Annotated in this window: 23 protein-coding genes; 5 read left to right on the top strand and 18 right to left on the bottom strand. The window is 63.2% G+C overall.

What is annotated here, in order from left to right; genetic code table 11:
* Positions 1 to 9 precede the first annotated feature (9 nt).
* Both IC757_RS02685 and IC757_RS02680 read left to right on the top strand, forming a co-directional pair.
* Positions 10 to 2,748: a M16 family metallopeptidase gene (locus IC757_RS02685; protein ID WP_190975863.1), complete on the top strand. Its 2,739-nt coding sequence runs from the start codon at positions 10 to 12 to the stop codon at positions 2,746 to 2,748.
* A gap of 187 nt (positions 2,749 to 2,935) precedes the next feature.
* Positions 2,936 to 3,253 carry a hypothetical protein gene (locus tag IC757_RS02680; RefSeq protein WP_190975862.1) on the top strand — a complete coding sequence of 106 codons (318 nt, stop codon included), beginning with the start codon at positions 2,936 to 2,938 and terminating at the stop codon, positions 3,251 to 3,253.
* A gap of 70 nt (positions 3,254 to 3,323) precedes the next feature.
* Here the strand turns inward: IC757_RS02680 and cysQ are convergent, their stop codons facing one another.
* The 14 genes from cysQ to IC757_RS02610 form a co-directional block, all read right to left on the bottom strand.
* The gene (gene cysQ, locus IC757_RS02675; RefSeq protein WP_190975861.1) at positions 3,324 to 4,121 is read right to left on the bottom strand and encodes a 3'(2'),5'-bisphosphate nucleotidase CysQ; all 798 of its coding nucleotides are present in this window, start codon (positions 4,119 to 4,121) and stop codon (positions 3,324 to 3,326) included.
* A gap of 143 nt (positions 4,122 to 4,264) precedes the next feature.
* Positions 4,265 to 5,137, bottom strand: coding sequence for a UTP--glucose-1-phosphate uridylyltransferase GalU (galU, locus tag IC757_RS02670; protein WP_190975860.1), 873 nt, complete (start codon positions 5,135 to 5,137; stop codon positions 4,265 to 4,267).
* A gap of 179 nt (positions 5,138 to 5,316) precedes the next feature.
* Positions 5,317 to 5,964 carry a 7-carboxy-7-deazaguanine synthase QueE gene (queE, locus tag IC757_RS02665; protein WP_190975859.1) on the bottom strand — a complete coding sequence of 216 codons (648 nt, stop codon included), beginning with the start codon at positions 5,962 to 5,964 and terminating at the stop codon, positions 5,317 to 5,319.
* 158 nt (positions 5,965 to 6,122) lie between these two features.
* Entirely contained in the window at positions 6,123 to 6,950 is an 828-nt protein-coding gene (gene ybgF, locus IC757_RS02660; protein WP_190975858.1) for a tol-pal system protein YbgF, read from the bottom strand.
* A gap of 8 nt (positions 6,951 to 6,958) precedes the next feature.
* Complete coding sequence (gene pal, locus IC757_RS02655) at positions 6,959 to 7,486, bottom strand: peptidoglycan-associated lipoprotein Pal (RefSeq protein ID WP_190975857.1); 528 nt, start codon at positions 7,484 to 7,486, stop codon at positions 6,959 to 6,961.
* A gap of 64 nt (positions 7,487 to 7,550) precedes the next feature.
* A complete protein-coding gene (gene tolB / locus IC757_RS02650; protein ID WP_190975856.1) occupies positions 7,551 to 8,861 on the bottom strand; it encodes a Tol-Pal system beta propeller repeat protein TolB in 1,311 nt (436 codons plus the stop codon).
* Positions 8,851 to 9,825 carry a cell envelope integrity protein TolA gene (gene tolA / locus IC757_RS02645; RefSeq protein WP_190975855.1) on the bottom strand — a complete coding sequence of 325 codons (975 nt, stop codon included), beginning with the start codon at positions 9,823 to 9,825 and terminating at the stop codon, positions 8,851 to 8,853. The genes tolB and tolA overlap by 11 nt, the downstream gene beginning before the upstream one ends.
* Positions 9,826 to 9,851: 26 nt before the next feature.
* A complete protein-coding gene (tolR, locus tag IC757_RS02640; RefSeq protein WP_190975854.1) occupies positions 9,852 to 10,280 on the bottom strand; it encodes a protein TolR in 429 nt (142 codons plus the stop codon).
* Entirely contained in the window at positions 10,277 to 10,972 is a 696-nt protein-coding gene (gene tolQ / locus IC757_RS02635; protein WP_190975853.1) for a protein TolQ, read from the bottom strand. Before tolQ ends, tolR begins: the two co-directional genes overlap by 4 nt.
* A gap of 4 nt (positions 10,973 to 10,976) precedes the next feature.
* Positions 10,977 to 11,387 carry a tol-pal system-associated acyl-CoA thioesterase gene (gene ybgC, locus IC757_RS02630; protein ID WP_190975852.1) on the bottom strand — a complete coding sequence of 137 codons (411 nt, stop codon included), beginning with the start codon at positions 11,385 to 11,387 and terminating at the stop codon, positions 10,977 to 10,979.
* Positions 11,384 to 12,427: a Holliday junction branch migration DNA helicase RuvB gene (ruvB, locus tag IC757_RS02625; protein WP_190975851.1), complete on the bottom strand. Its 1,044-nt coding sequence runs from the start codon at positions 12,425 to 12,427 to the stop codon at positions 11,384 to 11,386. The genes ybgC and ruvB overlap by 4 nt, the downstream gene beginning before the upstream one ends.
* Positions 12,427 to 13,011, bottom strand: a complete 585-nt coding sequence (ruvA, locus tag IC757_RS02620) for a Holliday junction branch migration protein RuvA (protein WP_190975850.1) — start codon at positions 13,009 to 13,011, stop codon at positions 12,427 to 12,429. The genes ruvB and ruvA overlap by 1 nt, the downstream gene beginning before the upstream one ends.
* Entirely contained in the window at positions 13,008 to 13,496 is a 489-nt protein-coding gene (ruvC, locus tag IC757_RS02615) for a crossover junction endodeoxyribonuclease RuvC (protein ID WP_190975849.1), read from the bottom strand. The genes ruvA and ruvC overlap by 4 nt, the downstream gene beginning before the upstream one ends.
* 69 nt (positions 13,497 to 13,565) lie before the next feature.
* Positions 13,566 to 14,306 (bottom strand): YebC/PmpR family DNA-binding transcriptional regulator, encoded by a 741-nt coding sequence (locus tag IC757_RS02610; RefSeq protein ID WP_190975848.1) that lies wholly within the window; start codon positions 14,304 to 14,306, stop codon positions 13,566 to 13,568.
* 400 nt (positions 14,307 to 14,706) lie between these two features.
* Between IC757_RS02610 and IC757_RS02605 the strand changes: the two genes are divergently transcribed.
* Positions 14,707 to 15,756: a hypothetical protein gene (locus IC757_RS02605; RefSeq protein WP_190975847.1), complete on the top strand. Its 1,050-nt coding sequence runs from the start codon at positions 14,707 to 14,709 to the stop codon at positions 15,754 to 15,756.
* Between the two features lie 312 nt (positions 15,757 to 16,068).
* Here IC757_RS02605 and IC757_RS02600 read toward each other — a convergent pair whose 3' ends face one another.
* Genes IC757_RS02600 through IC757_RS02590 form a run of 3 tightly spaced genes read right to left on the bottom strand, consistent with a single transcriptional unit; the run spans position 16,069 to position 18,802 of the window.
* The gene (locus IC757_RS02600; RefSeq protein ID WP_190975846.1) at positions 16,069 to 16,698 is read right to left on the bottom strand and encodes an esterase/lipase family protein; all 630 of its coding nucleotides are present in this window, start codon (positions 16,696 to 16,698) and stop codon (positions 16,069 to 16,071) included.
* Between the two features lie 17 nt (positions 16,699 to 16,715).
* Positions 16,716 to 18,482: an aspartate--tRNA ligase gene (gene aspS, locus IC757_RS02595; RefSeq protein ID WP_190975845.1), complete on the bottom strand. Its 1,767-nt coding sequence runs from the start codon at positions 18,480 to 18,482 to the stop codon at positions 16,716 to 16,718.
* The gene (locus IC757_RS02590; protein WP_190975844.1) at positions 18,482 to 18,802 is read right to left on the bottom strand and encodes an FmdB family zinc ribbon protein; all 321 of its coding nucleotides are present in this window, start codon (positions 18,800 to 18,802) and stop codon (positions 18,482 to 18,484) included. The genes aspS and IC757_RS02590 overlap by 1 nt, the downstream gene beginning before the upstream one ends.
* Before the next feature lie 138 nt (positions 18,803 to 18,940).
* Between IC757_RS02590 and IC757_RS02585 the strand changes: the two genes are divergently transcribed.
* Positions 18,941 to 19,588: a protein kinase family protein gene (locus IC757_RS02585; protein ID WP_190975843.1), complete on the top strand. Its 648-nt coding sequence runs from the start codon at positions 18,941 to 18,943 to the stop codon at positions 19,586 to 19,588.
* The gene (locus IC757_RS02580) at positions 19,588 to 20,175 is read left to right on the top strand and encodes a TMEM165/GDT1 family protein (protein WP_190975842.1); all 588 of its coding nucleotides are present in this window, start codon (positions 19,588 to 19,590) and stop codon (positions 20,173 to 20,175) included. Before IC757_RS02585 ends, IC757_RS02580 begins: the two co-directional genes overlap by 1 nt.
* Here the strand turns inward: IC757_RS02580 and IC757_RS02575 are convergent.
* A complete protein-coding gene (locus tag IC757_RS02575; protein WP_190975841.1) occupies positions 20,157 to 21,164 on the bottom strand; it encodes an NAD-dependent epimerase/dehydratase family protein in 1,008 nt (335 codons plus the stop codon). The genes IC757_RS02580 and IC757_RS02575 overlap by 19 nt on opposite strands.
* Positions 21,165 to 21,248 lie beyond the last annotated feature (84 nt).

The following is a 21,248-nucleotide window of genomic DNA, read 5'->3' as shown; positions in this document are numbered from 1 at the left end:
AGCATACGGATGCATCGACTTTTCAAACACCTGGCTGTCGTGGCCGTGGCTGTATTGCTGCCGCTGGCCGCCAGCGCATCGGGCGAACGCTTCGAGTACGTCACCACTGTCGAGGGGATCAGCGAATACCGCCTCGACAATGGCATGCGTGTCCTCCTGATGCCCGACGCCAGTCGGTCGACCACGACCATCAACGTCACCTATTTCGTCGGCTCCAAGCATGAGGGCTACGGCGAAACCGGCATGGCGCACCTGCTTGAGCACATGCTGTTTTACGGCACACCGGATCATCAGGACATCAAGGCCGAGATCTCCGAGCGTGGCGGCGTGGCCAACGGCACGACCTGGTACGAGCGCACCAACTATTTCCAGACGCTGCCCGCCGGCGAGGAAAACCTCGAATGGGCCATCCGCATGGAGGCCGACCGCATGGTCAATTCGTTGATTGACGAGGACGACCTGGCCTCGGAGATGACTGTGGTTCGCAACGAGTTCGAGATCGGCGAGAACAACCCGTTTCGTATCCTCATGCAGCGCGTGATGGCCGCGGCATACGAGTGGCATGGCTACGGACGCTCGACCATTGGCGCGCGCTCGGATATCGAGAACGTGCCCATCGAACGTCTGCAGGATTTCTACCGCAAGTACTACCAGCCCGACAATGCCATCATCATCCTGTCCGGCAATTTCGAGACAGAGCGCGCCCTGGAACTCATTGGCACGCATTTCGGCGCCATCCCGGCACCCGAGCGCGCTGGCGACATGACGCTCTGGCCCAGCTATACCCGGGAGCCGGTGCAGGATGGCGAACGCACGGTCACGGTGCGTCGTTCCGGCAACGTTCGCCTGCAGATGATGGGGTATCACGTCCCACCCGCATCGCATGAAGACTTTGCCGCCGTCCAGGTGCTCAGCCACCTGCTGGGCGACATGCCATCCGGGCGCCTGTACAAGGCACTGGTGGATTCGGAGCTCGCCAGCCAGGTCGGGGCTTTCTCGTGGACATTGCCCGAACCATCGCTGTTACTGCTGTTTTCGCGCAGCAGCGCCGAGGAGGATCTCGATGAGGTGCAGCAGGCCATGCTCAGCGCCGTGGACGAGCTGGAAGACTCCCCACCCAGCGAGGCGGAAGTCCGCCGCGCCATCAACGCCCTGACACGACAGATCGAAACCACCCTGAATGATTCCGGACGCGTGGGCATCCAGCTCAGTGAATGGGCGGCCACCGGCGACTGGCGCCTGCTGTTCCTGCACCGGGACCGGCTGGAAGAGGTCAGCGTTGACGACGTGATTCGGGTGGCCAGCACCTACCTGCGGCGCGACAATCGCGTCCTGGGCCAGTTCATCCCCGATAGCGACCCGAAACGGGCCGACATTCCGGACGCCCCCGACCTCGAAGCCCTTCTTGCCGACTACACGGGGCGGGAAGACCGCGCTGTCGGCGAAGCCTTCGACCCAACCCCGGAAAATATCGAAAACCGACTGGTCCGATTCGAGCTGGCCAACGGCACCCGGGTCGCACTGCTACCCAAGTCCACCCGCGGCAATCGTGTACAGGGCCGGATCAGCATGCGCATGGGTACGCTCGAAAGTCTCAGCGACCTGGGCAACATCCCCGGCACGACCTCGTCCATGCTCTGGCGCGGCACTGAGAACCGCTCACGCCAGGACATTCGCGACGAACTCGACGAGCTGCAAACCAACCTGAACCTGAGTGGCGACAATGCCGTCACCGCCCGCATCGAAAGTCGCCGCGACAAGCTCGAAGGCGTTCTGGAGCTGCTCGAAGACATGTTCAAACAACCCGTCTTCCCTGAACGGGAGCTGGCCGAAATCACGCGCCAGCGACTGGATGCGCTGGACGAACAGCGCGACGAGCCCGGTGCGGTGGCCAGCCGCCAGTTGAGCCGGCATTTCAATACCCATCCGCCCGAGCACCCCAACTACACGCCGGACTTCGACGAGTCCGAAGATCGCATTCGTGCCGTCTCCCGCGATGACCTGGTCGACTTCCATGCCAGCCATTACGGTTTCGGACCCGGCACCACCATCAGCTTCGTCGGCGATTTCGATGCCGACGAGCTGCGCCAGCTGCTTGAAGACCGGTTCGGCGACTGGACCGCCGCCGTTCCTTTCGAGCGAATCGCTGAAGCGCATGTCGATGTCGAGCCCGGGCAACTTCATGCCCAGCTCGATGACAAGGCCAGTGCAGTGTTCATCGCCCAGATGACCTTCCCGATGAATGACGAGCACCCCGACTACCCTGCCATCCGCCTGGCCGGGCACCTGATGGGAGGTGGCTTCCTCAGCTCCCGCCTGGCGAACCGGGTACGTGACGACGAAGGCCTGAGTTACGCCGTTGGCGGTGGCTTCAACGCCCATTCCATCGATGAGCGGGGTTCGTTCCAGGCCTTCGCCATGTACGCCCCCGAGAATCGGGATCGCCTGGTCGAGGTAATGTTCGAAGAGTTCAACAAGGTCATCGAGGAAGGCTTCGAGGCCGAAGAGTTCGAAGCCGGCCGTCGTGGCTGGTTGCAACAAATGGACATCCGCCGCAGCGACGACGGCAACCTGGCCGGCACGCTGTCAAGCAACCTCTACCTGGACCGTGACATGCACCACGAGGCCGATTTCGAGGACCGGGTGCGGTCACTGACCGTCGAAGATGTGAACGAAGCCGTGCGCCGTCACTTCGACCCATCTCGAATCAGCTACGCAACGGCCGGGGATTTCGAAAGCGACGACTGAACCAGGGCACTGGTAAGGCCCGGAAACAACAGTGCCGGGGCGTGCAGCCAATCTGCACGCCCCGGCCTGCATCAATACCCCCAACCAGGCACGGGGCCAACCCTTGGCGACCGACATATCGTCCCCCGTCCCCCGTCTCCCATCTTCCGTCTTTCGCCCACCACCGGCTTAGGCTACGATCAGCACCATGATCATCGCCACTGCCTTCTGGAAAAGACCGATCGTGATGCTGCTGCTCATCGCACTGGCGATTGGTGGCGGCATCTGGCTGGCGCTGGACCGGCCATTGCCGGCCGGCTGGGGTGAAGAGGAAACCCGGCCCGAAATCCGGTTGCCGGAATTTCTGCGGCAAGACAACGGCCGGCGCAGCGATCAGATCTACTGCGCCGAATCAGTCGAAACCGGGGTCTGCCGCTGCATCCGCGGCGACGGCTCACGCCCCGACATCAGCGAGGAAGAATGCCGCCGCCGGGCAAGAGGATCGATCACAACGGCTGAAGATTGAGGCCGCTTCCCTCTACCTCTCTACCTCTCTACCTCTCTTCCTCTCTCCCTCTCGTCCTCTACCCCCTCCTTCACTTGAACCAACCCGGATCCGATTCGGTACAGACAATGAAGTGCGGATTGATAATCGACTCACGCGCGTTATAGCTCAGCGGCTCGCCGGTCTCGAAGTTCAATACTTGGGCGCCGGCCTGCTCGACAACCGCTTGCGCGGCACAGGTATCCCACTCGCTGGTTGGTCCCAGGCGCGGATAGAGATCGGCAGTGCCATCGGCAACCAGGCACAGTTTGAGAGAGCTGCCCATGACCACCGTTTCCGTTTCGCCCAGCCGGCCGACGAACTCGTCGAACTCGGGCGTGTTGTGGGAACGACTGCCGACCACCTTCAGGGGACGACCTGGCTCCGGGGGATGAGCCGTAAGCTTGATAGGCGTCTTCTTGCCATCCTGGCGCCAGGCCCCTTCATGACGTGCCGCGTAATACCAGCGCTGTAACGCGGGCGCATAAACCACCCCCAACACCGGCTTGTGATCACGCACCAGGGCGATATTGACAGTGAATTCGTCGTTCTGCTTCAGAAACTCGCGAGTTCCATCCAGCGGATCGACGACCCAGCACTCGGACCAGTGCTTGCGCTGGGTCCAGTCGGGCAGATCCGACTCCTCGGCCAGAATCGGAATCCCGGGAGTCAGCTCCTGCAGACGCGCAACGACTATACGATTGGCCGCCAGATCGGCCTCGGTCAGCGGACTGTCGTCAGCCTTGGTCTCGGTGCTCAACTTCTCATCACGACGATAGACCTCCATGATGGCGGCTCCCGCCTCTACCGCGATACCGCGAACATCGGCCAGCGTCTTCTTCAGATTCATGTCCACATCCTTCTTGCCTATTGAATTAATGGGAACACCATACCCTTTCGCCGGGCGGTGCTGCTTGACATGCAGCAAATGCCGCCCTGATGACCAAGACAATTCAGCCATCTTGCGGTCGGAAATTCTTGGAACCCGCGCCCCTATTCGCGCTCCTGCAGCCAACTCTGGAATGAGGCGCCCACATCTGGATGCCGGCAACCCAGCGCGACGGTTGCCTGAAGGAAACCCAGCTTGGAGCCGCAGTCAAAATGCCGGCCTTCAAAGCGGTAGGCATCGACCGCTTGCTCGCGCAACAGCTCGGCAATGGCGTCAGTAATCTGAATCTCGCCACGATGGTCGGGCTCGGTGCGGTCCAGGATGCTGAAGATTCTTGATGAAAGGACGTATCGACCGACGACCGCCAGATCCGAGGGTGCATGCTCGGGAGCGGGCTTCTCGACGATCCCCCGGAGACGGGCGGAACGCCCCGAAAACGGCTCGGTGTCCACCACGCCATAAGCGCTGGTCTGCTCCTTCGGCACAGCCTTGACACTGATTGCTGATGCGCCGGTTTCGGCATGGTGACGGGCAAGTTGCGACATGACCGGGTCCACATCATTGTCGACCAGATCATCGGGCAGGATGATGCCGAAAGCTTCCTCATTGACCAGCGAGCGGGCGCAATGGATGGCATGACCCAGCCCCAGCGCCTCGCGCTGGCGCACGTACAGGCACTCCACGCCATCGGGCAACGTACTCTTGACCTGCGCCAGCAGCTCCTGCTTGCCACGCTTTTCCAGCTCGGTCTCGAGCTCGTAGGCCATGTCGAAATGATCGGCAATGGCAGCCTTGGTCCGCCCGGTGACAAACACCAACTTGCGGGCACCGGCCGCAACGGCCTCCTCGACCGCATACTGGATCAGGGGCTTGTCGACCACCGGCAGCATTTCCTTCGGCACCACCTTGGTGGCCGGCAGGAAACGGGTGCCCAGTCCGGCGACGGGGAAGACAACGGTCTGGATGCTATCGGACATGACGGCGGAACGGTTGGGCTTCAGGGCATGATAGGGGAAGGGGTGGGGAGTGTGAAGTGTGAAGTGTGAAGTGTGATGTCGGCTTGCGGGTGGGTGGGTGGTGGGGGCTGGTTTGGGGGGCTTCGGGGGGGGGAGGAGATTGTGTGTTAGGTGTTAGGTGTTAGGTGCTTTTCTGGGGGTTATCGGCCTGGTTGGTTGCCCCATAGGTACTTGTGGAGTTGGACCTGGAAGCGGATGGGTTGGTCGCACTGGACTACCCACTCGGCCAGTTGCCCGGCTTCCAGCTGTCCCCAGACCGGGGAGAACAAGACTTGCCAGCGGTTGAGATCGCGGTTTTTCACCTGCTCGACCGCCCAGTCGAAATCATTGCGGTCGGCGATTACGAACTTGATCTGATCGTGGGGCTGGAGGTGATCGAGGATGTCCCACAGGTTGCGCTTGACCTCTCCAGAACCCGGCGCCTTGAAGTCGACGATCTTGATAACGCGTTCATCGACCTGGTCTACCGGCACCGCGCCGCTGGTCTCCAGCGAGACGACATAACCGGCATCACACAGCTTCTCGAGCAGCGGAATGCAGCGCTTCTGCGACAGCGGTTCGCCACCGGTCACGCACACATGCCGGCACCCGGACTCGGCCACTGCTGCCAGGATCTCGTCAAACGTCTTCCACTCACCGCCATGAAAGGAATACGGCGTGTCACACCACACACAGCGCAGGGGGCAACCGGTCAAACGCACAAACACCGTCGGCCACCCCGCCAGGTCGGATTCGCCCTGGATGGAAGTGAAGATTTCGGTGAGCTTGAGGCGCTGGTCGGTGGACATGGAAGAAAGCGTTCAGGGTTCAGGATTCAGGGTTCAGGGGTGGCTTCGAGTCGAGCATGATGGCGGCAAAAGGCTGGTGACACCCCTAAACCGTTAATGCCGCGTCGGTATCGACGAAGCCCGCCCTGAAACCTGAACGCTGAACCCTGAAACCTGGTTCAGTAATGCCCTGCCAGCCGCATGTCGCGCAGTCGGCTTTCCGCGAGGCGTGAGAGTGTGGTGCCGGGGTGGTCGCTTCTGACCTGTTCCAGGGCGGCGCGGGCGTCGCTCCATTCGCGCAGTTCGTAGTAGCTGAAACCGATCTTCAGCAGGGCGTCGCCTTCCTTGTTGCTACCCGGATACTGCTCCAGCAGTTGCTTGAAGAACGACAATGCGGTGTCGAAATCACGGGTGACGTAATAGGTTTCGGCCAACCAGTACAAGGCATTGGGCGCGTAAGCCGAATTCGGGTGGCTGGCCAGGAAATCGGAGAATCCTTCGGCGGCGTCAGCGTAGCGGGTTTCCCGCAAGGCCCGGAAGGCCCGGTCGTAAGCGGCCTGTTCGTCTTCGGTGGGCGTTCCCAGATCCCGGGGTCCGGTCGCCTGGGGGGAGGCCAGTGGGCGGACATCCATTTCGGCGTCGATGGGGGCTCGCACTTCCGGCGCGTCAGACACACGGGGGGCATCGTCGGGGTCATGCTCCGGAACCTGTTCGGGAGCCGGCGGGATGGGCTCGACCTCTTCGGCAGCCCCGGCCGTAGCCGCCGGCCTGCGTCCGAGCTGCTGAAGCCGTTCATCCAGATCCAGATACTGATCGCGCTGTCGACGACGCAGGTTCTCGATTTCACGCTGCTGCTCCTCGACCATGCCGCGAAGCTCGCGCACTTCCTCGAGCAGATCCTGCATCTGGTAGACCAGGCGCATGCTGTCTTCGGCCTGCACCAGAATCGGGGTGGTCGACAGCAGGCCGACCACCACCAGGGTTCTGAACAATCCGTTACGCTTCATGACGGTCATCAGCGAGCGGTGTAGACGATCTCCGTGCGACGGTTGCGCTGCCAGCAGTCTTCATTGCTTTCACGACACACCGGGCGCTCTTCGCCGTAGCTTACCACTTCAATCTGGCCTGACGGAACACCGCCGGCGCGCAGCAGTTCGTCAACGGCGTTTCCGCGACGCTCGCCCAGCCCGAGGTTGTACTCGCGCGAACCCCGCTCGTCGGTATGACCCTCGAGGATCACGCGGGCGCTGGAATTGCTGCGCAGGTACTCGGCGTGGGCCTCGACGATTTCACGGAACTCGCTGCGCACGTTGGAGCGGTCGAATTCGAAGTAAATGACACGCTGACTCAACAGGCTATCGGGATTGTCGAGATTGCGGGCGTCAGAAAAATCACGTGGGTCGACCCGATCGGTTTCTGTCGGGGTCGGCTCTGATGGTGCGGGCGGCTCCGGCGGTGCCGGTTCTTCCACGACCTCGCGCGCGCAGGCGGCCAGAATGGCGGCCAGCATCACGAGAGCCGTAATTCGAAGTGCAGTCTTCATGCTACCTCCTGAATGCAGGTATTTGATTTTTGGGGGCAAGTTGAGTTATTTCGAACTATCCGTATTACCGAAGAATCGGTGACCAGGCCGGCTCTCTGACATCACCCTCGCTCAGGACCAGCCGTTGCCGAACCCGACCATCAGCGGAAACTGCCGCAAGCACACCCCTCCCGTTTTCCCGGGTGGCGTACAGCAGCATGCTGCCATTGGGCGCAAAACTCGGCGACTCGTCAAGCCGACCGTCAGATAATACACGCAAATGCTCCGCTTCGCGATCATGGATTGCAATGCGGAAATCGTTATTGCCATCGCTCCAGACCACGGCCATGTTGCGGTCGTCCAGGCCGAAGGTCGGACGGGCGTTGTAGCGGCCCTCGCGGGTCTCGCGGCGGACATCGCTGCCATCGCGCTGCATGGAATAGACCTGTGGCCGACCGGCGCGGTCGGAGGTGAAGAAGATGCGACCGCTTTCCGGCGCCCAGGCGGGCTCGGTGTTGATGGTCCAGTGCTGGGTCAACTGCTCGCGCCGGTCGTTTTCCAGGTCGATCAGCCAGATATCCGGACTGCCGCCGCGCGAGAGGCTGACGGCCAGGTAGCGACCATCGGGCGAGAATGCCGGCGCGCCGTTGATGCCCCGATCGGAACTGACGGTTCGATTCTGGCCGGTGAAGATGTCCTGGACGATGACGTGGGAACGGCCGGTGGCAAAGGAAACGTAGGCCAGTTCGCGCCCGTCGGGCGACCAGGCCGGCGAAAGGATCGGCTGGGTGTTGCGAACCACGGTCTGCGGATTGTGGCCATCGGCATCAGCCACCACCAGCTCGAACAACTCATCATCGCCATCGCGCTCGGTAACCACCACGTAGGCAATCCGGGTGGCGAATGCACCCGGGGTGCCGATGAGCTCCTCATAGACTGCATCGGTCACCCGGTGAGCGCCGAAGCGAAGATCACCGGCGCCCACGGGAAGGGCCTGTGAAAGCAGAATGCGTCCGGTGTGCACATCCAGCAGGTGATACTCGATCTCGTAGCCGACACCATCCTCGGCATCCGTGACCCGGCCGATAACCAGGTGATCGACCCGCAACAGCCGCCAGGTGCCGAATCCCACTTCGGTCGGGCGGGAGGGACGATCGATCATGTCCGCCTCTTCCATGGGATCGAACAGACCCGAACGGTGGAGGTTGCCGCTGATGATCTCGGCCACGCCGGTTGACGGTTCGGGCATCTCGGAATCCCAGGCAAACGGCACCACGGCTATCGGCATGGCACCCTCGACACCATCGACGATCTCGATGCGCAACTGGGCGCTGGCCAGCGCCGGCAGCAGTAGCAGCGCCAGCAACGCCGCCAGCAGCAGCCTTCTACCCGTCATAACGGAAAGTAAATACGATTTCTCTGGCAAAGACATTCTCGTAACCTCTGTATGGCAATTCGCCCACGCGCAATACGGCAGCGGTAATCGAACGGCGCGTGGCGTCGTCGGCATTACACGGTGAGACAATGGTTGCGTCAATAATCTCCCCGCCCGGAATCTGGACCACCCGCACATCGCAGCGCACACCCGGCTGGGCCGTGGGCGGGCGATTCCAGTTGCGACGGACCAATTCCCGAATGGTGGATTCATACTCTTCGCGCAGCGTAGCGCGGCGGGCATCTTCAGCGGCTTGTTCCTCGGCCAGGCGCAGGCGTTCGGCTTCTTCCTGTGCCCGTCGCTCCTCTTCCTCGGCGGCACGGCGCTCGGCGATCTCGGCCATGCGGCGCTCTTCTTCCTCGCGTCGACGCTGGGCTTCCTCGCGCTGCCGCCTGAGTTCCTCAAGTTCGCGTTCGCGCTCCTGCTCGGCACGGCGGCGTTCTTCCTCGACCTGACGCCGCTCCTCTTCGCGGCGCTGGCGTTCTTCCTCGGCACGACGCTCCTCTTCGGCACGGCGCTGACGCTCAGCCTCTTCCTGCTGGCGCCGCTCTTCTTCGCGGCGCTGCTGCTCCAGCTCCTGCTGGCGGCGCTGTTCCTCTTCGCGCTGTTGCTGCTCGAGCTCTTCCTGCCGGCGACGCTCTTCTTCCTCGCGCTGGCGTTGCTGTTCGGCCTGGCGTTCCTGCTCGGCCTGTTCCTCCCGGCGACGCTGTGCCTCTTCTTCCTGACGACGCTGCTCGACAACAGGGCCCATGTCGACCAGGGTCACACGCACCGGCGGTGTTTCCTGTTCGAAAGGCTCCCAGCTCCAGGTGCCGGCCAGAAACAGCAAAACGAAACCGACATGCACGGCCAGCGCCAGGCCCAGCGCCCAGAGCTGGTCCTTGATCGCCTGCTTGCGCTCAGGGCTGATCCATCGGTTCATCATGCGATCGTCCGGGTGTCCGGGGCGGCTCAGTTGTCTTCAAGGTCGCCGATCAGGCCGACCGCGGGTACGCCGGCGCGTTGCAGCAACACCATGGCACCGTATATATGCTGGTAGGCCACATCACGATCACCACTGACGCTGACCTGCACATCGGGGTTGCGCTGGGCAATGGCACCGACAATCTCGACCAGCGTTTCCTCGTCGACCAGTTGTGGCGCATCACCGGTATCCAGGTACAGATCACCCTCGCGGGTGACCGTGACCAGCAGGGGATCACCCTGGTCGCTCAGCGGCTCGGCCTGCCCGGTGGGCAGCTCGACTTCCACGCCCAGGTTCATCAACGGTGCGGTGATCATGAAAATCACCAGCAGGACCAGCATCACGTCGATATACGGCACGACGTTGATTTCCGACATCTGCCGCCGGCGGCGCCGGATGTAGGGCTGATCACTCATGCCGCGCCCCGCTCCTCGAGGCGGCGCGCCTGGCGATGCAGGATGGTTGCGAATTCTTCCTTGAAGTTGTCGTAACGCACTTCCAGACGCTCAACCTGGTTGGAGAACTTGTTGAAGGCGATCACTGCCGGAATGGCGGCAAACAGGCCCATGGCCGTGGCGATCAGCGCCTCGGAGATACCGGGTGCGACCATGGCGATGGTGGCCTGGTGGGCCCCGGCCAGGCCGCGAAACGAGTTCATGATGCCCCAGACCGTACCAAACAGTCCCACGTAGGGGCTGACCGACCCGACCGTGGCAAGAAAGCTCAGGCGGTGCTCAAGGCGGTCCATCTCGCGGGTCAGGGTGACACGCATGGCACGCTGGGCACCCGTGGTCAGGGCATCGGCACCGAGCCGCTTCTCCTCACGCAGGCGTGTGAACTCCCGAAAGCCGGATTCGAAAATGCCCTCGATGCCTTCGCGCCCGGCCCGATCACCGGCGACCTTGTCGTAGAGCTTGATCAGGTCGGCTCCGGACCAGAAGCTTTCCTCGAACTTGCGCGCCCGTGACTCGGCGCGGGCCAGCATCTGACGTTTCTGGAAAATCACCATCCACGAGGCAACGGAGGCCAGCAGAAGCAGAGCCATGACGCCCTGCACCAGCAGACCGGCCTCCATGATCAGGTCCCAGACTTGCAATTCACCGTTCATTGAGTCATTCCGTTATCAGAGTCTTCAAGGCTTGTTGCAGGCGTGCAGGAAAGCGCGCCGGGCGAAAACTGTCGGCAGCCAGGCAGGCCGCGCGCACCGAGGCGCGGGCCAGCAACTGGCCATCATCGCGAAACATGTGCTGGCCGAATATCATCGTGGCGGCACGAAACTGTTCGACGTCAACCGTGACTTCGAGTTCATCCTCCAGCTTCGCCGGCTGGAGAAACTCGATATCCATCCGGCTGACGGCAAACAGCCGGTTGTCGCGCTCGCGCATCTCGACCTGCGGAAAGCCGAGTTCGAGCAACCAGTCCGAGCGGGCACGCTCAAAAAATGCCAGGTAGCGCGCATGATAGACCACGCCGCCGGCATCGGTGTCTTCCCAGTAGACACGGTAGCGAAACACAGCAGTCATTTGTCGGACGAGCCGTTATCCGCAAACAGGTCGCCGACCGCAGCATCGGGCGGATTGAGCCCGAAATGGCGCCAGGCGGTGGCCGTGGCCATGCGCCCGCGCGCGGTGCGCATGAGATAGCCTTCCTGGATCAGGTACGGCTCGATGACGTCCTCGATGGTGCCGCGTTCTTCCGAAAGGGCGGCGGCCAGGCTTTCCACGCCTACCGGCCCGCCGCCGAAATCCTCGACCAGTTTTTTCAGCAGCCGGCGATCCATGCTGTCGAATCCGCGCGCATCGACCTGCATCATTTCCAGCGCGTCGGCGGCCACGGCCTCGGTGATATGGCCGTCGGCACGCACCTGGGCGAAATCGCGCACCCGCCTGAGCAGGCGATTGGCAATGCGCGGCGTGCCGCGCGAGCGCCGGGCGATCTCGGCAGCACCGGCCTTGTCGGTCTCGATATCAAGTATGCTGGCCGAGCGCAGCACGATGCGGGCCAGCTCCTCCACATCGTAGAATTCCAGCCGCTCGACGATGCCAAAGCGGTCTCTCAGCGGCGAGGTCAGCAACCCGGCGCGGGTGGTCGCACCCACCAGGGTAAAGCGGGGCAGGTCGAGCTGAATGGAACGCGCCGCCGGCCCCTCGCCGATGATGATGTCGATGCGGTAGTCTTCCATGGCCGGATAAAGCACTTCCTCGACCACCGGGCTCAGGCGATGTATTTCGTCGACGAACAGCACGTCACCCGGCTCGAGATTGGTCAGCATGGCGGCCAGGTCACCGGCGCGTTCGAGCACCGGGCCGGAGGTCTGGCGCAGGTTGGTGCCCATCTCCGCGGCGATCACGTTGGCCAGGGTGGTCTTGCCCAGCCCCGGCGGGCCGAAAATCAGCACGTGATCGAGCGCCTCGTGCCGGGCGCGGGCCGATTCCAGGTAGATGCCCAGGCGCTCCTTCATCGCCGGCTGACCGATGTACTCGGCCATGCGCGAAGGTCTGAGGCTGGCCTCGATGCGGGCTTCCTCGTTGTCGGTATCGGCGGTGACCAGTCGCTCGTCCATCACCCGGCCATCTTCTTCTTCAACGCAGCGCGAATCAATGCCTCCGGCGAGAGGTTGGGATCGGCCACGGCCTTGACCATCTTCAACGCCTCGGCGGTGGAGTAGCCCAGCGCGGTCAGGGCGGCGCGGGCCTCGCCGGAGGCATCACCGCCGGCACCGGTCGTTGCCGCACCCTCGCCCAGGTCGGACACCTTGCCACGCATTTCCAGGATCAACCGCTCGGCGGTCTTCTTGCCGATGCCCGGCAGGCGCGTCAAGGCCTGGGCGTCGCCGGCCTCGACCATCAGGGCGAAATCTTCGCCACTGACACCTGAAAGAATGGCCAGCGCCAGTCGCGGCCCGATGCCCGAGACCTTGAGCAACTCGCGAAACAGCTTGCGGTCGGCCTCGCTTAAGAAGCCGTAGAGAATCTGGGCATCCTCGCGCACCACCAGGTGGGTGAGTATGGTCAGCGGCTCGCCGTCGGCCGGCAGGCGGTCGAACACGTTGAGCGGGGCCTCGACCTCGTAGCCCACACCCTGAACGTCGATCACCAGCGCCGGCGGCTGGCGTTCGATCAATGTACCGGACAGGCGAACAATCATCGCAAAGTGACTCCCGGAGGCAGACGTGAAGCGGTTTGTGCGGTGTGATGATGACACAGGGCGACGGCCAGGGCATCGGATGCATCCTCGCCGAGATCGACCTTGAGCTTGAGCAGGACCCGCGTCATGTGCTGGATCTGCTCCTTGGCCGCCCCGCCGCGCCCGACAATCGCCTGTTTGATCGCGCGCGGTGCGTATTCATGCACTTCCAGCCCGCAACTGACCGCGGCACAGATCGCCGCGCCACGGGCCTGACCCAGCTTGATCGCCGCCTGCGGGTTGCGACTCATGAACACGGTCTCGACCGCGGCCACGACGGGCTGGTAGCGATCGACCAGCTCCCGCACCCCGTCAAAAATCAGACCCAGCCGCTCGGGCATGGGCCCGCCGCCGAGCTTCAGCGCCTCGGCATGCACCATCCGCCCGTCCTCGATGATGCCGACACCGGTAATCCGCGAGCCGGGATCGAGGCCGAGAATTCTCATCGCCCAGCCAGGCTGCCGTTCGCGTTTCGGGCAAACTCACCTGAACCCTGAACCCTGAACCCTGAACGCTTATTCGTCATAAGCCTCAGCCGGAATATCCGCGTTCGACCACACATCCTGGGTGTCGTCGAGATCCTCGAGCACGTCGAGAAACTTCAGCACCTTGCGCCCGGTCTCGACATCGACCTCGACCAGGTTGTCGGCACGCTGGGTGACCTCGGCCTGCTCGAATTCCAGTCCGGCGGCCTTGAGGCCGTCGCGCACGGCTTCGAACTCCTCGGGCGTGGTGAGCACCTCGATCGAGCCGTCATCGTCGGTGACGATATCCTCGGCACCGGCCTCGAGCGCGGCCTCCATGACCTTGTCCTCGCTGGTGCCCGGCGCATAGGTGATCACGCCGCGCTTTTCGAACTGAAACGCCACCGACCCGTCGGTGCCCAGATTGCCGCCATGCTTGGTAAAGGCGTGGCGAACCTCCGAGACCGTACGATTACGGTTGTCGGTCAGACAATCGACCATCACCGCCACGCCGCCGGGCGCATAGCCCTCGTAGCGCAGCTCTTCGTAGGCCGCGCCCTCGAGCTCGCCGGTGGCTTTCTTGATGGCGCGTTCGATATTGTCCTTGGGCACATTGGCGCCGTTGGCCTTGTCGATGGCCAGGCGCAGGCGCGGATTGGCCTCCGGATCGCCGCCGCCCTCGCGCGCGGCCACCGAAATTTCACGAATCAGGCGCGTGAAGATCTTGCCGCGCTTGGCATCCTGCGCCTTCTTGCGATGCTGGATGTTGGCCCATTTGCTGTGACCGGCCATGGGAGTTGGAACCTCTGAATAGTTTGGCAAACGTGGAATTTTAACCTAACGTCGGAGTTTGACGAAGGGGGTTGCGGGAGGGCTGGTCGGGTAGAGGGAAGACGGAAAATGGGGCGGGGCCACCGAGACGGGACGCCCCCATGTTGTCCCGGAATCGCCGCAGGCGATATCCGGGACCCCGCACGCGGGGAATCTGCACGACTTGAGGACTGGGCTCACCGCCGTACCCGCCGATGTGTGCGAGGCCCCGGAACAAGTCCGGGGCGACGGGTTTGGAGGGTGACGGGGAACGGCACCGACTCCTGAATTCCGCGCCCCCGCCAGCCCGCCGGCGCCCCATTCAGCCGCCACTCAGCCCGGCCCGCTACAATCAGGCCCAGAATCAACCGGGAGTCCGACCATGCGCCGACTGTTACCGCTGTTGCTGGTATTTCTGGCCAGCAAGTCCTTTGCCACCGGCGAGATCAACGTACTGACCGACCTCAATTCGCCGTTTCCACCCGGCTGCATTTCGCTGTGGCTGCCAGAAGGTCCAGTTTCCGACGAGAACGTGATCCACCGCCGCACCATCTGGGCACCGACCATTGACCCGAACACCCCGGATGCGCGGGTGCGGATCACGGTCTGGCGCGTCGGCTGTCACGACCCCGGCCACTCCGTGGTGATGGTGCGCATGCGCCAGCTCAGCGGCGACGGAGACGTGCTGGTGCCCGAAGTCTGGGCCGATGCCGGCATTGTCGAAGTGGCCTGGCACCGCTCGCAGCTGATCGGGAAACCGGCGGTGGGCGATATCGGCGCGACTGGCAACTACGTCAGCCGGCAGGGGCGCACCTGGATGCTGGCCGTCGATCCCGTGTCGGTCGACGATGAAACACAGTTCACCCTGGACGACTACAACGACTGGTTCACCCTGGAATTGAGCTGGCACCCGTTCGATCCCGGCGCCATCGACAGTGTGCTGATCGACGTAGAGCCCTACCTGCCACAACTCGACCCCCCCCAGTTCGAATATCCGCCCCTGCACGGGCGCATGTCCGGCCAGTACACCATCGAGGGCATTCCTTCCAGCGGCCTGGTGCTGCATATCGGGGAACAGTACGATCGTGTCAACCAGGTCGACACCAATTACGCCTTCGCCCTGTTCTTCACCTACCTCGACGGCGAACCGGCCTGGGTGGCCGGCAACACCGGCGGCATGGAGCCGGGCTTCGATTTCGTCGACCTCGAAATGGAATACCTGGTCGGCGGCGAGTTCTTCGGCTTCGGCCCTGATGTGTTCGACGATGCCGACATCGAACGCATTCCGATTGGCTGGATGACCATCGAGGCGCTGGATTGCAACACGCTGCTGCTGGGCTACGATTTCACTGAGTCGGGCCTGGGCACCGGTGTCGTGGAAGCCGACCGGCTGGTTCGAGTGGCGGGGTATGACTGCAATCCGTGGGATTGAGACAGATTCGGACGACGGGGCTACTCCCCCGTCGTCCCGATGCGTTTAGGCCGTCGGCGCGAACGCATCTGTACCCCTGTCGTCCCGGCTCCCGGATCAGGTCCGGGACAGGCTCCGAGCCGGGATCTCGCACGCCTGACATTTGCACGGCATGCGACTATCGTTGACGGCGAGCCAGCCGCACCGTGCGAGGCCCCGGATATCGCCTGCGGCGATTCCGGGGCGACGAAATCCATATGTCCACCGAGGATCTGGCCACCACATTGAACCGATGTGGATACCCCGGCCGTAACAGACCCCGAAGTCGAATACCTAAGCCCGGTCACCCCCGAAACGCCCGCTCTCGAGGAAGCGGGCAACCGCCTCGGCTCCCTGACGCGAGGTCACCAGACCGGTGTGGGTGACGGGCAGGACGAGTTCGTCGGTGGCGCCCTCCAGGCGGCATTCCTCGACCCCGACCACGCCGTCGCTGGGGGTTTCCAGGCTTTTGAACAGCCGCCCCACCCCGACATGGCCGGTGCCCATGACGACGCCGGTTTCACGGTCAGCCGGTGCGGCACGATAGCCGTACTCCAGCGCGTTTTTCGCTCGTCCGACCAGCGGGCGGATCAACGGCAGGTCGGCCGCCTCGCTGGCCACCGCAGAACCCCTGACCGGCGAGCCCAGCAACACCACCCGCCCCGGCGGCAGGCCACCGAATTCGTCGAGCATGCGCAGAATCACCAGCCCGCCGAGACTGTGACCGACGAAATCGACCGGCCCGTCGTCGAAACGACGGGCAAACTCGTACAGGGATCGGGCATTGGCGGCCAGGGGCCGCCGCATCGTGGGATAGGAAAAGCCGTGGCAGTCAAAGCCGGCCCGGACCAGGCGACGTCTGAGCAGGGTCAGCCCGAGCTGACCGTACCAGAGGCCGTGAACCAGGATGACCTTGCGATTCATGCCACCACGCTCACCTCTCAACCGACCGGTTTCAGCTTCAGGCGCAGCTCGTCGAGCTGATCGCCCTCGACCGCCGCCGGCGCACCGGTGAGCAGGCAACCGGCCGTGGTCGTCTTCGGAAAGGCGATCACCTCGCGGATCGAATCCTCACCGGCCATCAGTGCGGCGATGCGGTCGATGCCGAAGGCAATGCCACCATGCGGCGGGCAGCCGTAGCGCAAGGCCTCGAGCAGGAACCCGAAACGGGCCTTGGCTTCCTGCTCTTCAATGCCGAGCACGTCGAACACCGCCTGCTGCAACTCGGGGTTGTGAATACGGATCGAACCGCCGCCGATCTCGGCACCGTTGAGCACCATGTCGTAGGCCCGCGAAAGCGCACCCACCGGATCGGCCTTGAGTGCGCCCGCATCGGCAACGGCCGGGGCGGTGAACGGGTGATGCAGGGCGTAGTAGCGTTGATCTTCCTCGTCGTACTCGAACATCGGAAAGTCGACCACCCACAGCGGCTTCCAGCCCTCGCCGACCAGCTCGAGATCACGCGCGACCTTCAGGCGCAGGGCACCGAGAAAGGTGTTGACGATCTGTCGTGACCCGGCGCCGAAGAAGACGATATCGCCGTCTGCCGCCTCCGTGGCCGACAGAACGCCGGAAACCGCCTGCTCGTCAAGGAACTTGGCGACTGGCGACTGCACGCCTTCCAGTCCGGCAGCAGCATCATTGACCTTCATCCAGGCCAGGCCCTTGGCGCCGTAACGGCCCACGTACTCGGTGTATTCATCGATCTGCTTGCGCGACAGTTGCGCGCCCCCCGGCACCCGGAGCGCGGCCACGCGCGAGGCCGGGTCATTGGCCGGGCCGGAGAAGACCTTGAACTCGACATGTCGCACCTGCTCGCAGATCGTGACCAGTTCCATGTCGATGCGAAGATCCGGCTTGTCTGAGCCGTAACGGGCCATGGCCTCGTCCCAGCTCATGCGTGGGAAGGGATCGGGCAGCTCGACATCGAGCACACGCGCAAACACGTCACGGATCATCCCTTCGGCCACGCCCTGTACGTCAGCCTCCTCGACGAATGACATCTCCAGGTCGAGCTGGGTAAATTCGGGCTGGCGGTCGGCGCGCAGGTCCTCGTCGCGGAAGCAGCGCGCGATCTGGTAGTAGCGATCCAGCCCGCTCATCATCAATAGTTGCTTGAAGATCTGCGGCGACTGCGGCAGGGCGAAGAAGCTGCCCGGATGCACGCGGCTGGGCACCAGGTAATCGCGCGCGCCCTCGGGCGTGGCGCGGGTCAGGATGGGGGTCTCGGTGTCGACAAAGCCCTGGGATTCCAGGCTGGCGCGAATGGCGCTGTTGAGCCGGGCGCGCAGACGCAGGTTCTTCTGCAGCCGCTCGCGCCTCAAGTCGAGGTAGCGGTACTTCAGCCGCACTTCCTCGCCATCTTCGTCGGTCATCAGCAGCGGCAGCGGCGCGCTGGCATTGAGCAATTCGACAGTATCGGCCAGCAGCTCGACTTTGCCGGTGGCCATGTCGGTGTTCCACTGGCTTTTCGGGCGCATGCGCACCTTGCCGGTGATCCGCACGCAATACTCGTTGCGGAGCTTTTCGGCCACGGCGAACATCTCGGCGTTGTCCGGCTCGACCACCACCTGAAGCACGCCGGCGTGGTCGCGCAGACCGATGAAGATCAGCCCGCCAAAATCACGCGCGCGATTGACCCAGCCGCAGACTGCCACGATCTGGTCGGCCAGGGATTCGTTGACTTCTCCGCAAAGCTGTGTCCGCATCAGGCTGCCTTCCCGGTCGATTCGCTCTTGCCGGATGACGACTTCTCGCCGCCGCCGGCGGACGATCCACTGTCACTTTTCGAATCCTTCTTCGTCTCGCTCCCACCGCCGGGATCGCCGGCCAGGTTGCGCTTGCCGTCCTTCTTGAAGTCGGTCTCGTACCAGCCGCCCCCCTTGAGGCGAAAACCGGCCGCCGAGACCAACTTGTTCAACGCCGGCTGCCCGCAGGCCGGGCAATCGACCAGGGGTTCATCGGACATTTTCTGCAGCTTTTCAAGTTCGTGGCCACAGGACTGGCAACGGTATTCGTAGATCGGCATGACTCAATCCCCAGCGGAATGGATGAATGTGCGTATTGTGGGGTTCAATCCCCCGATTTTCGAGCCCTGCGGGCCAGGTTTATCGCGCTTTGATACAACGCCGGTCTGCTGTCCCGGGTGATCCGCTATGATTGCCACATGAGCGCCGCTACCCCTCAGCCGGACGAGCTTGAGGCCCTGTTTGCCGATTTCGAACCCGATCGCTACCGGGTTATTGCCCGAAGCACACAGGGAATTATCGTGCAGGTCGATACGCCGGACAGAGCCTTGGTGGTCAAAGCACCCGTCGGGCACGGACCCAGGCGCTGGTTGTCACTTGCCGGCTTGCGACGCGAGCACCGTGCGTATCAGCGTCTGAGCGGTATCGGCGGTTTCGCTCGCTGTTTCGGGCTTTACCACGGGCACTACCTGGTCCTGGAGCGCCTTCAGGCTGAACCGCTCAAGCAGGCCACACTGTCCGATCCAGCGGAATTCTTCCGGCAACTGCTCGACTTGATCCGGCAGATGCATTCCCGCGGCGTGGCTCACGGCGATCTCAAGAGTCGTCAGAATGTCATGGTCGACGCCCAGGGCCAACCCTTCATTGTCGACCTGGGCACGGCGGTCATTCAACGAGAGGGCTGGCACCCGATCAGTCAGCGGCTTTTTCAATACATGCGCCGAATTGACTACAACAGCTGGATCAAGCTCAAGTACGGCGGATACGAAGCCATCGACCCGGCCGACCGTCACCTGCTCGACCGCTCCCTCATCGAACGAATCAACAGCCGGATACGACGAGGCTGATGGAACCCCTGTTCATCGCCATGGCGATCATCGCCATCGCCGAGCTCGGCGACAAGACCCAGTTGCTGGCCCTGATGCTTTCCAGCCGCTTTCGCCGACCGGTGGCGGTAGCCGCCGGAATGAGTTGTGCGCTGATCGTCATGCACTTGCTGGCAGCCTTTGGCGGCGCCTGGATCGAACACTTCATTCCGGACCGTCTCCTGAAATCGGTGGTTGCCATCGGCTTTCTGCTGATTGCCGCCTGGACAGTCTTGTCACGCGCCCGACCTTCCGACACTGCCAGCGTCAGAGTCGGCGCACACAGCGCTTTTGTGACCTCGCTGATCGCCTTTGTCGTGATGGAAATGGGCGACAAGAGCCAGCTGGCCACCATCGGCCTGGCAATTGCCTTCGAACCGGCCTGGCAAGTGGGCCTGGGAGCGGCCGCCGGCGGCATCGTGGTCAATCTGCCTGTCATCTGGGCCGGGTGGAAACTGGAGCGACGCATTCCACACCGGCTGTTTCACTGGGCCAGTGCGATTCTGTTCAGTATCATCGGGCTGTGGCTGCTGGCGGAGCAGGTGATCCTTTACGGGGCCTCTTCCTGACCCGGCGCTGTTGCTGCTGCGGCAGCCAGACGCTCGAGCCCTTCGGCGATGCTTACCTCGGGCCGATAGCCCAGATCGCGCCTGGCGGCGCTGAGGTCGTACCAGTGGGCAGTGGCCAGATGCTCCACCACAAAGCGCGTCAGCGGCGGATCGCTGCGCTTGCGCAGCAGGCGCCAGATGCCCTCGGCCACCGTCGCCACCGCCATGGCCACGGGCCTGGGTACCGTGCCAATGCGCGGCGTCTCGCCGTAGGCCTCCATCCAGCGCGTAAGAATGTCCCTGACGGGCAAGGGCTCGCCATTGGAAATGAAGTACGCCTTGCCGGCTGCCGTGGCCTCGCCGCAGAGATTGTCCAGCGCCAGCACATGGGCCCGGGCCGCATTGTCGATATAGACGGTATCGATCAGCTTTTCCGGTGCCGGCACCCGCAAGCGCCCGCTGCGATTCTTCTCGATCAGGCGCGGCAGCAACTGGTTGTCACCCGGGCCCCAGATCAGGTGGGGGCGCAGCGCACAGACTTTCAGCCGCTCATCGCTGGCCGCCAGCGCCATGCGCTCTGCAGCCGCCTTGGTGGCCGGATAAGGCGCCAGGAAGTGATCGGGATAGGGCAGCGATTCGTCATCACCCTCGATATCGCCACCGGCATGCACCACACTGGGCGATGAGGTATGCACCAGCACACCAATACCATGCTGACGACAGGCCGCCAGCACATTCCGGGTGCCTTCCACGTTGGCCGCAACAAAATCAGGCGCATAAAGACCGGGTCCGGCCTTGGCGGCGACGTGAATGACCGCATCGACCCCTTCGCTGGCAGCCAGCACGGCCTGAGGATCGCTGATATCACCACGGTGACAGGTCACACCCAGCGCTTCCAGCTCCGGATAGGCCGAGCGGTTGATGACCGAAACCGTATCGCCACGATCCAGCAACTGCCGCACGATCGCCTGGCCAAGAAAACCACCGCCGCCGGTGACGAGGATGTGCATGGGAGAGGTCCGGGTCGAAAGGGATACAAGTTTAAAGTGTGAAGTGTGAAGTGTGAAGTGTGAAGGGGCGGGCTTCGCTGGCCG

Origin of the sequence: Wenzhouxiangella sp. AB-CW3, from assembly GCF_014725735.1 — a bacterium.
Classification (GTDB): Bacteria; Pseudomonadota; Gammaproteobacteria; order Xanthomonadales; family Wenzhouxiangellaceae; genus Wenzhouxiangella.
This window is presented reverse-complemented; position numbering and strand designations above follow the sequence as displayed.

Coding starts and splice junctions, on each gene's coding strand:
- IC757_RS02685 (WP_190975863.1), top strand. CDS start 10: ATGCATCGACTTTTCAAACACCTGGCTGTCGTGGCCGTGGCTGTATTG.
- IC757_RS02680 (WP_190975862.1), top strand. CDS start 2,936: ATGATCATCGCCACTGCCTTCTGGAAAAGACCGATCGTGATGCTGCTG.
- cysQ (WP_190975861.1), bottom strand. CDS start 4,121: ATGAATCTGAAGAAGACGCTGGCCGATGTTCGCGGTATCGCGGTAGAG.
- galU (WP_190975860.1), bottom strand. CDS start 5,137: ATGTCCGATAGCATCCAGACCGTTGTCTTCCCCGTCGCCGGACTGGGC.
- queE (WP_190975859.1), bottom strand. CDS start 5,964: ATGTCCACCGACCAGCGCCTCAAGCTCACCGAAATCTTCACTTCCATC.
- ybgF (WP_190975858.1), bottom strand. CDS start 6,950: ATGAAGCGTAACGGATTGTTCAGAACCCTGGTGGTGGTCGGCCTGCTG.
- pal (WP_190975857.1), bottom strand. CDS start 7,486: ATGAAGACTGCACTTCGAATTACGGCTCTCGTGATGCTGGCCGCCATT.
- tolB (WP_190975856.1), bottom strand. CDS start 8,861: ATGACGGGTAGAAGGCTGCTGCTGGCGGCGTTGCTGGCGCTGCTACTG.
- tolA (WP_190975855.1), bottom strand. CDS start 9,825: ATGATGAACCGATGGATCAGCCCTGAGCGCAAGCAGGCGATCAAGGAC.
- tolR (WP_190975854.1), bottom strand. CDS start 10,280: ATGAGTGATCAGCCCTACATCCGGCGCCGCCGGCGGCAGATGTCGGAA.
- tolQ (WP_190975853.1), bottom strand. CDS start 10,972: ATGAACGGTGAATTGCAAGTCTGGGACCTGATCATGGAGGCCGGTCTG.
- ybgC (WP_190975852.1), bottom strand. CDS start 11,387: ATGACTGCTGTGTTTCGCTACCGTGTCTACTGGGAAGACACCGATGCC.
- ruvB (WP_190975851.1), bottom strand. CDS start 12,427: ATGGACGAGCGACTGGTCACCGCCGATACCGACAACGAGGAAGCCCGC.
- ruvA (WP_190975850.1), bottom strand. CDS start 13,011: ATGATTGTTCGCCTGTCCGGTACATTGATCGAACGCCAGCCGCCGGCG.
- ruvC (WP_190975849.1), bottom strand. CDS start 13,496: ATGAGAATTCTCGGCCTCGATCCCGGCTCGCGGATTACCGGTGTCGGC.
- IC757_RS02610 (WP_190975848.1), bottom strand. CDS start 14,306: ATGGCCGGTCACAGCAAATGGGCCAACATCCAGCATCGCAAGAAGGCG.
- IC757_RS02605 (WP_190975847.1), top strand. CDS start 14,707: ATGCGCCGACTGTTACCGCTGTTGCTGGTATTTCTGGCCAGCAAGTCC.
- IC757_RS02600 (WP_190975846.1), bottom strand. CDS start 16,698: ATGAATCGCAAGGTCATCCTGGTTCACGGCCTCTGGTACGGTCAGCTC.
- aspS (WP_190975845.1), bottom strand. CDS start 18,482: ATGCGGACACAGCTTTGCGGAGAAGTCAACGAATCCCTGGCCGACCAG.
- IC757_RS02590 (WP_190975844.1), bottom strand. CDS start 18,802: ATGCCGATCTACGAATACCGTTGCCAGTCCTGTGGCCACGAACTTGAA.
- IC757_RS02585 (WP_190975843.1), top strand. CDS start 18,941: ATGAGCGCCGCTACCCCTCAGCCGGACGAGCTTGAGGCCCTGTTTGCC.
- IC757_RS02580 (WP_190975842.1), top strand. CDS start 19,588: ATGGAACCCCTGTTCATCGCCATGGCGATCATCGCCATCGCCGAGCTC.
- IC757_RS02575 (WP_190975841.1), bottom strand. CDS start 21,164: ATGCACATCCTCGTCACCGGCGGCGGTGGTTTTCTTGGCCAGGCGATC.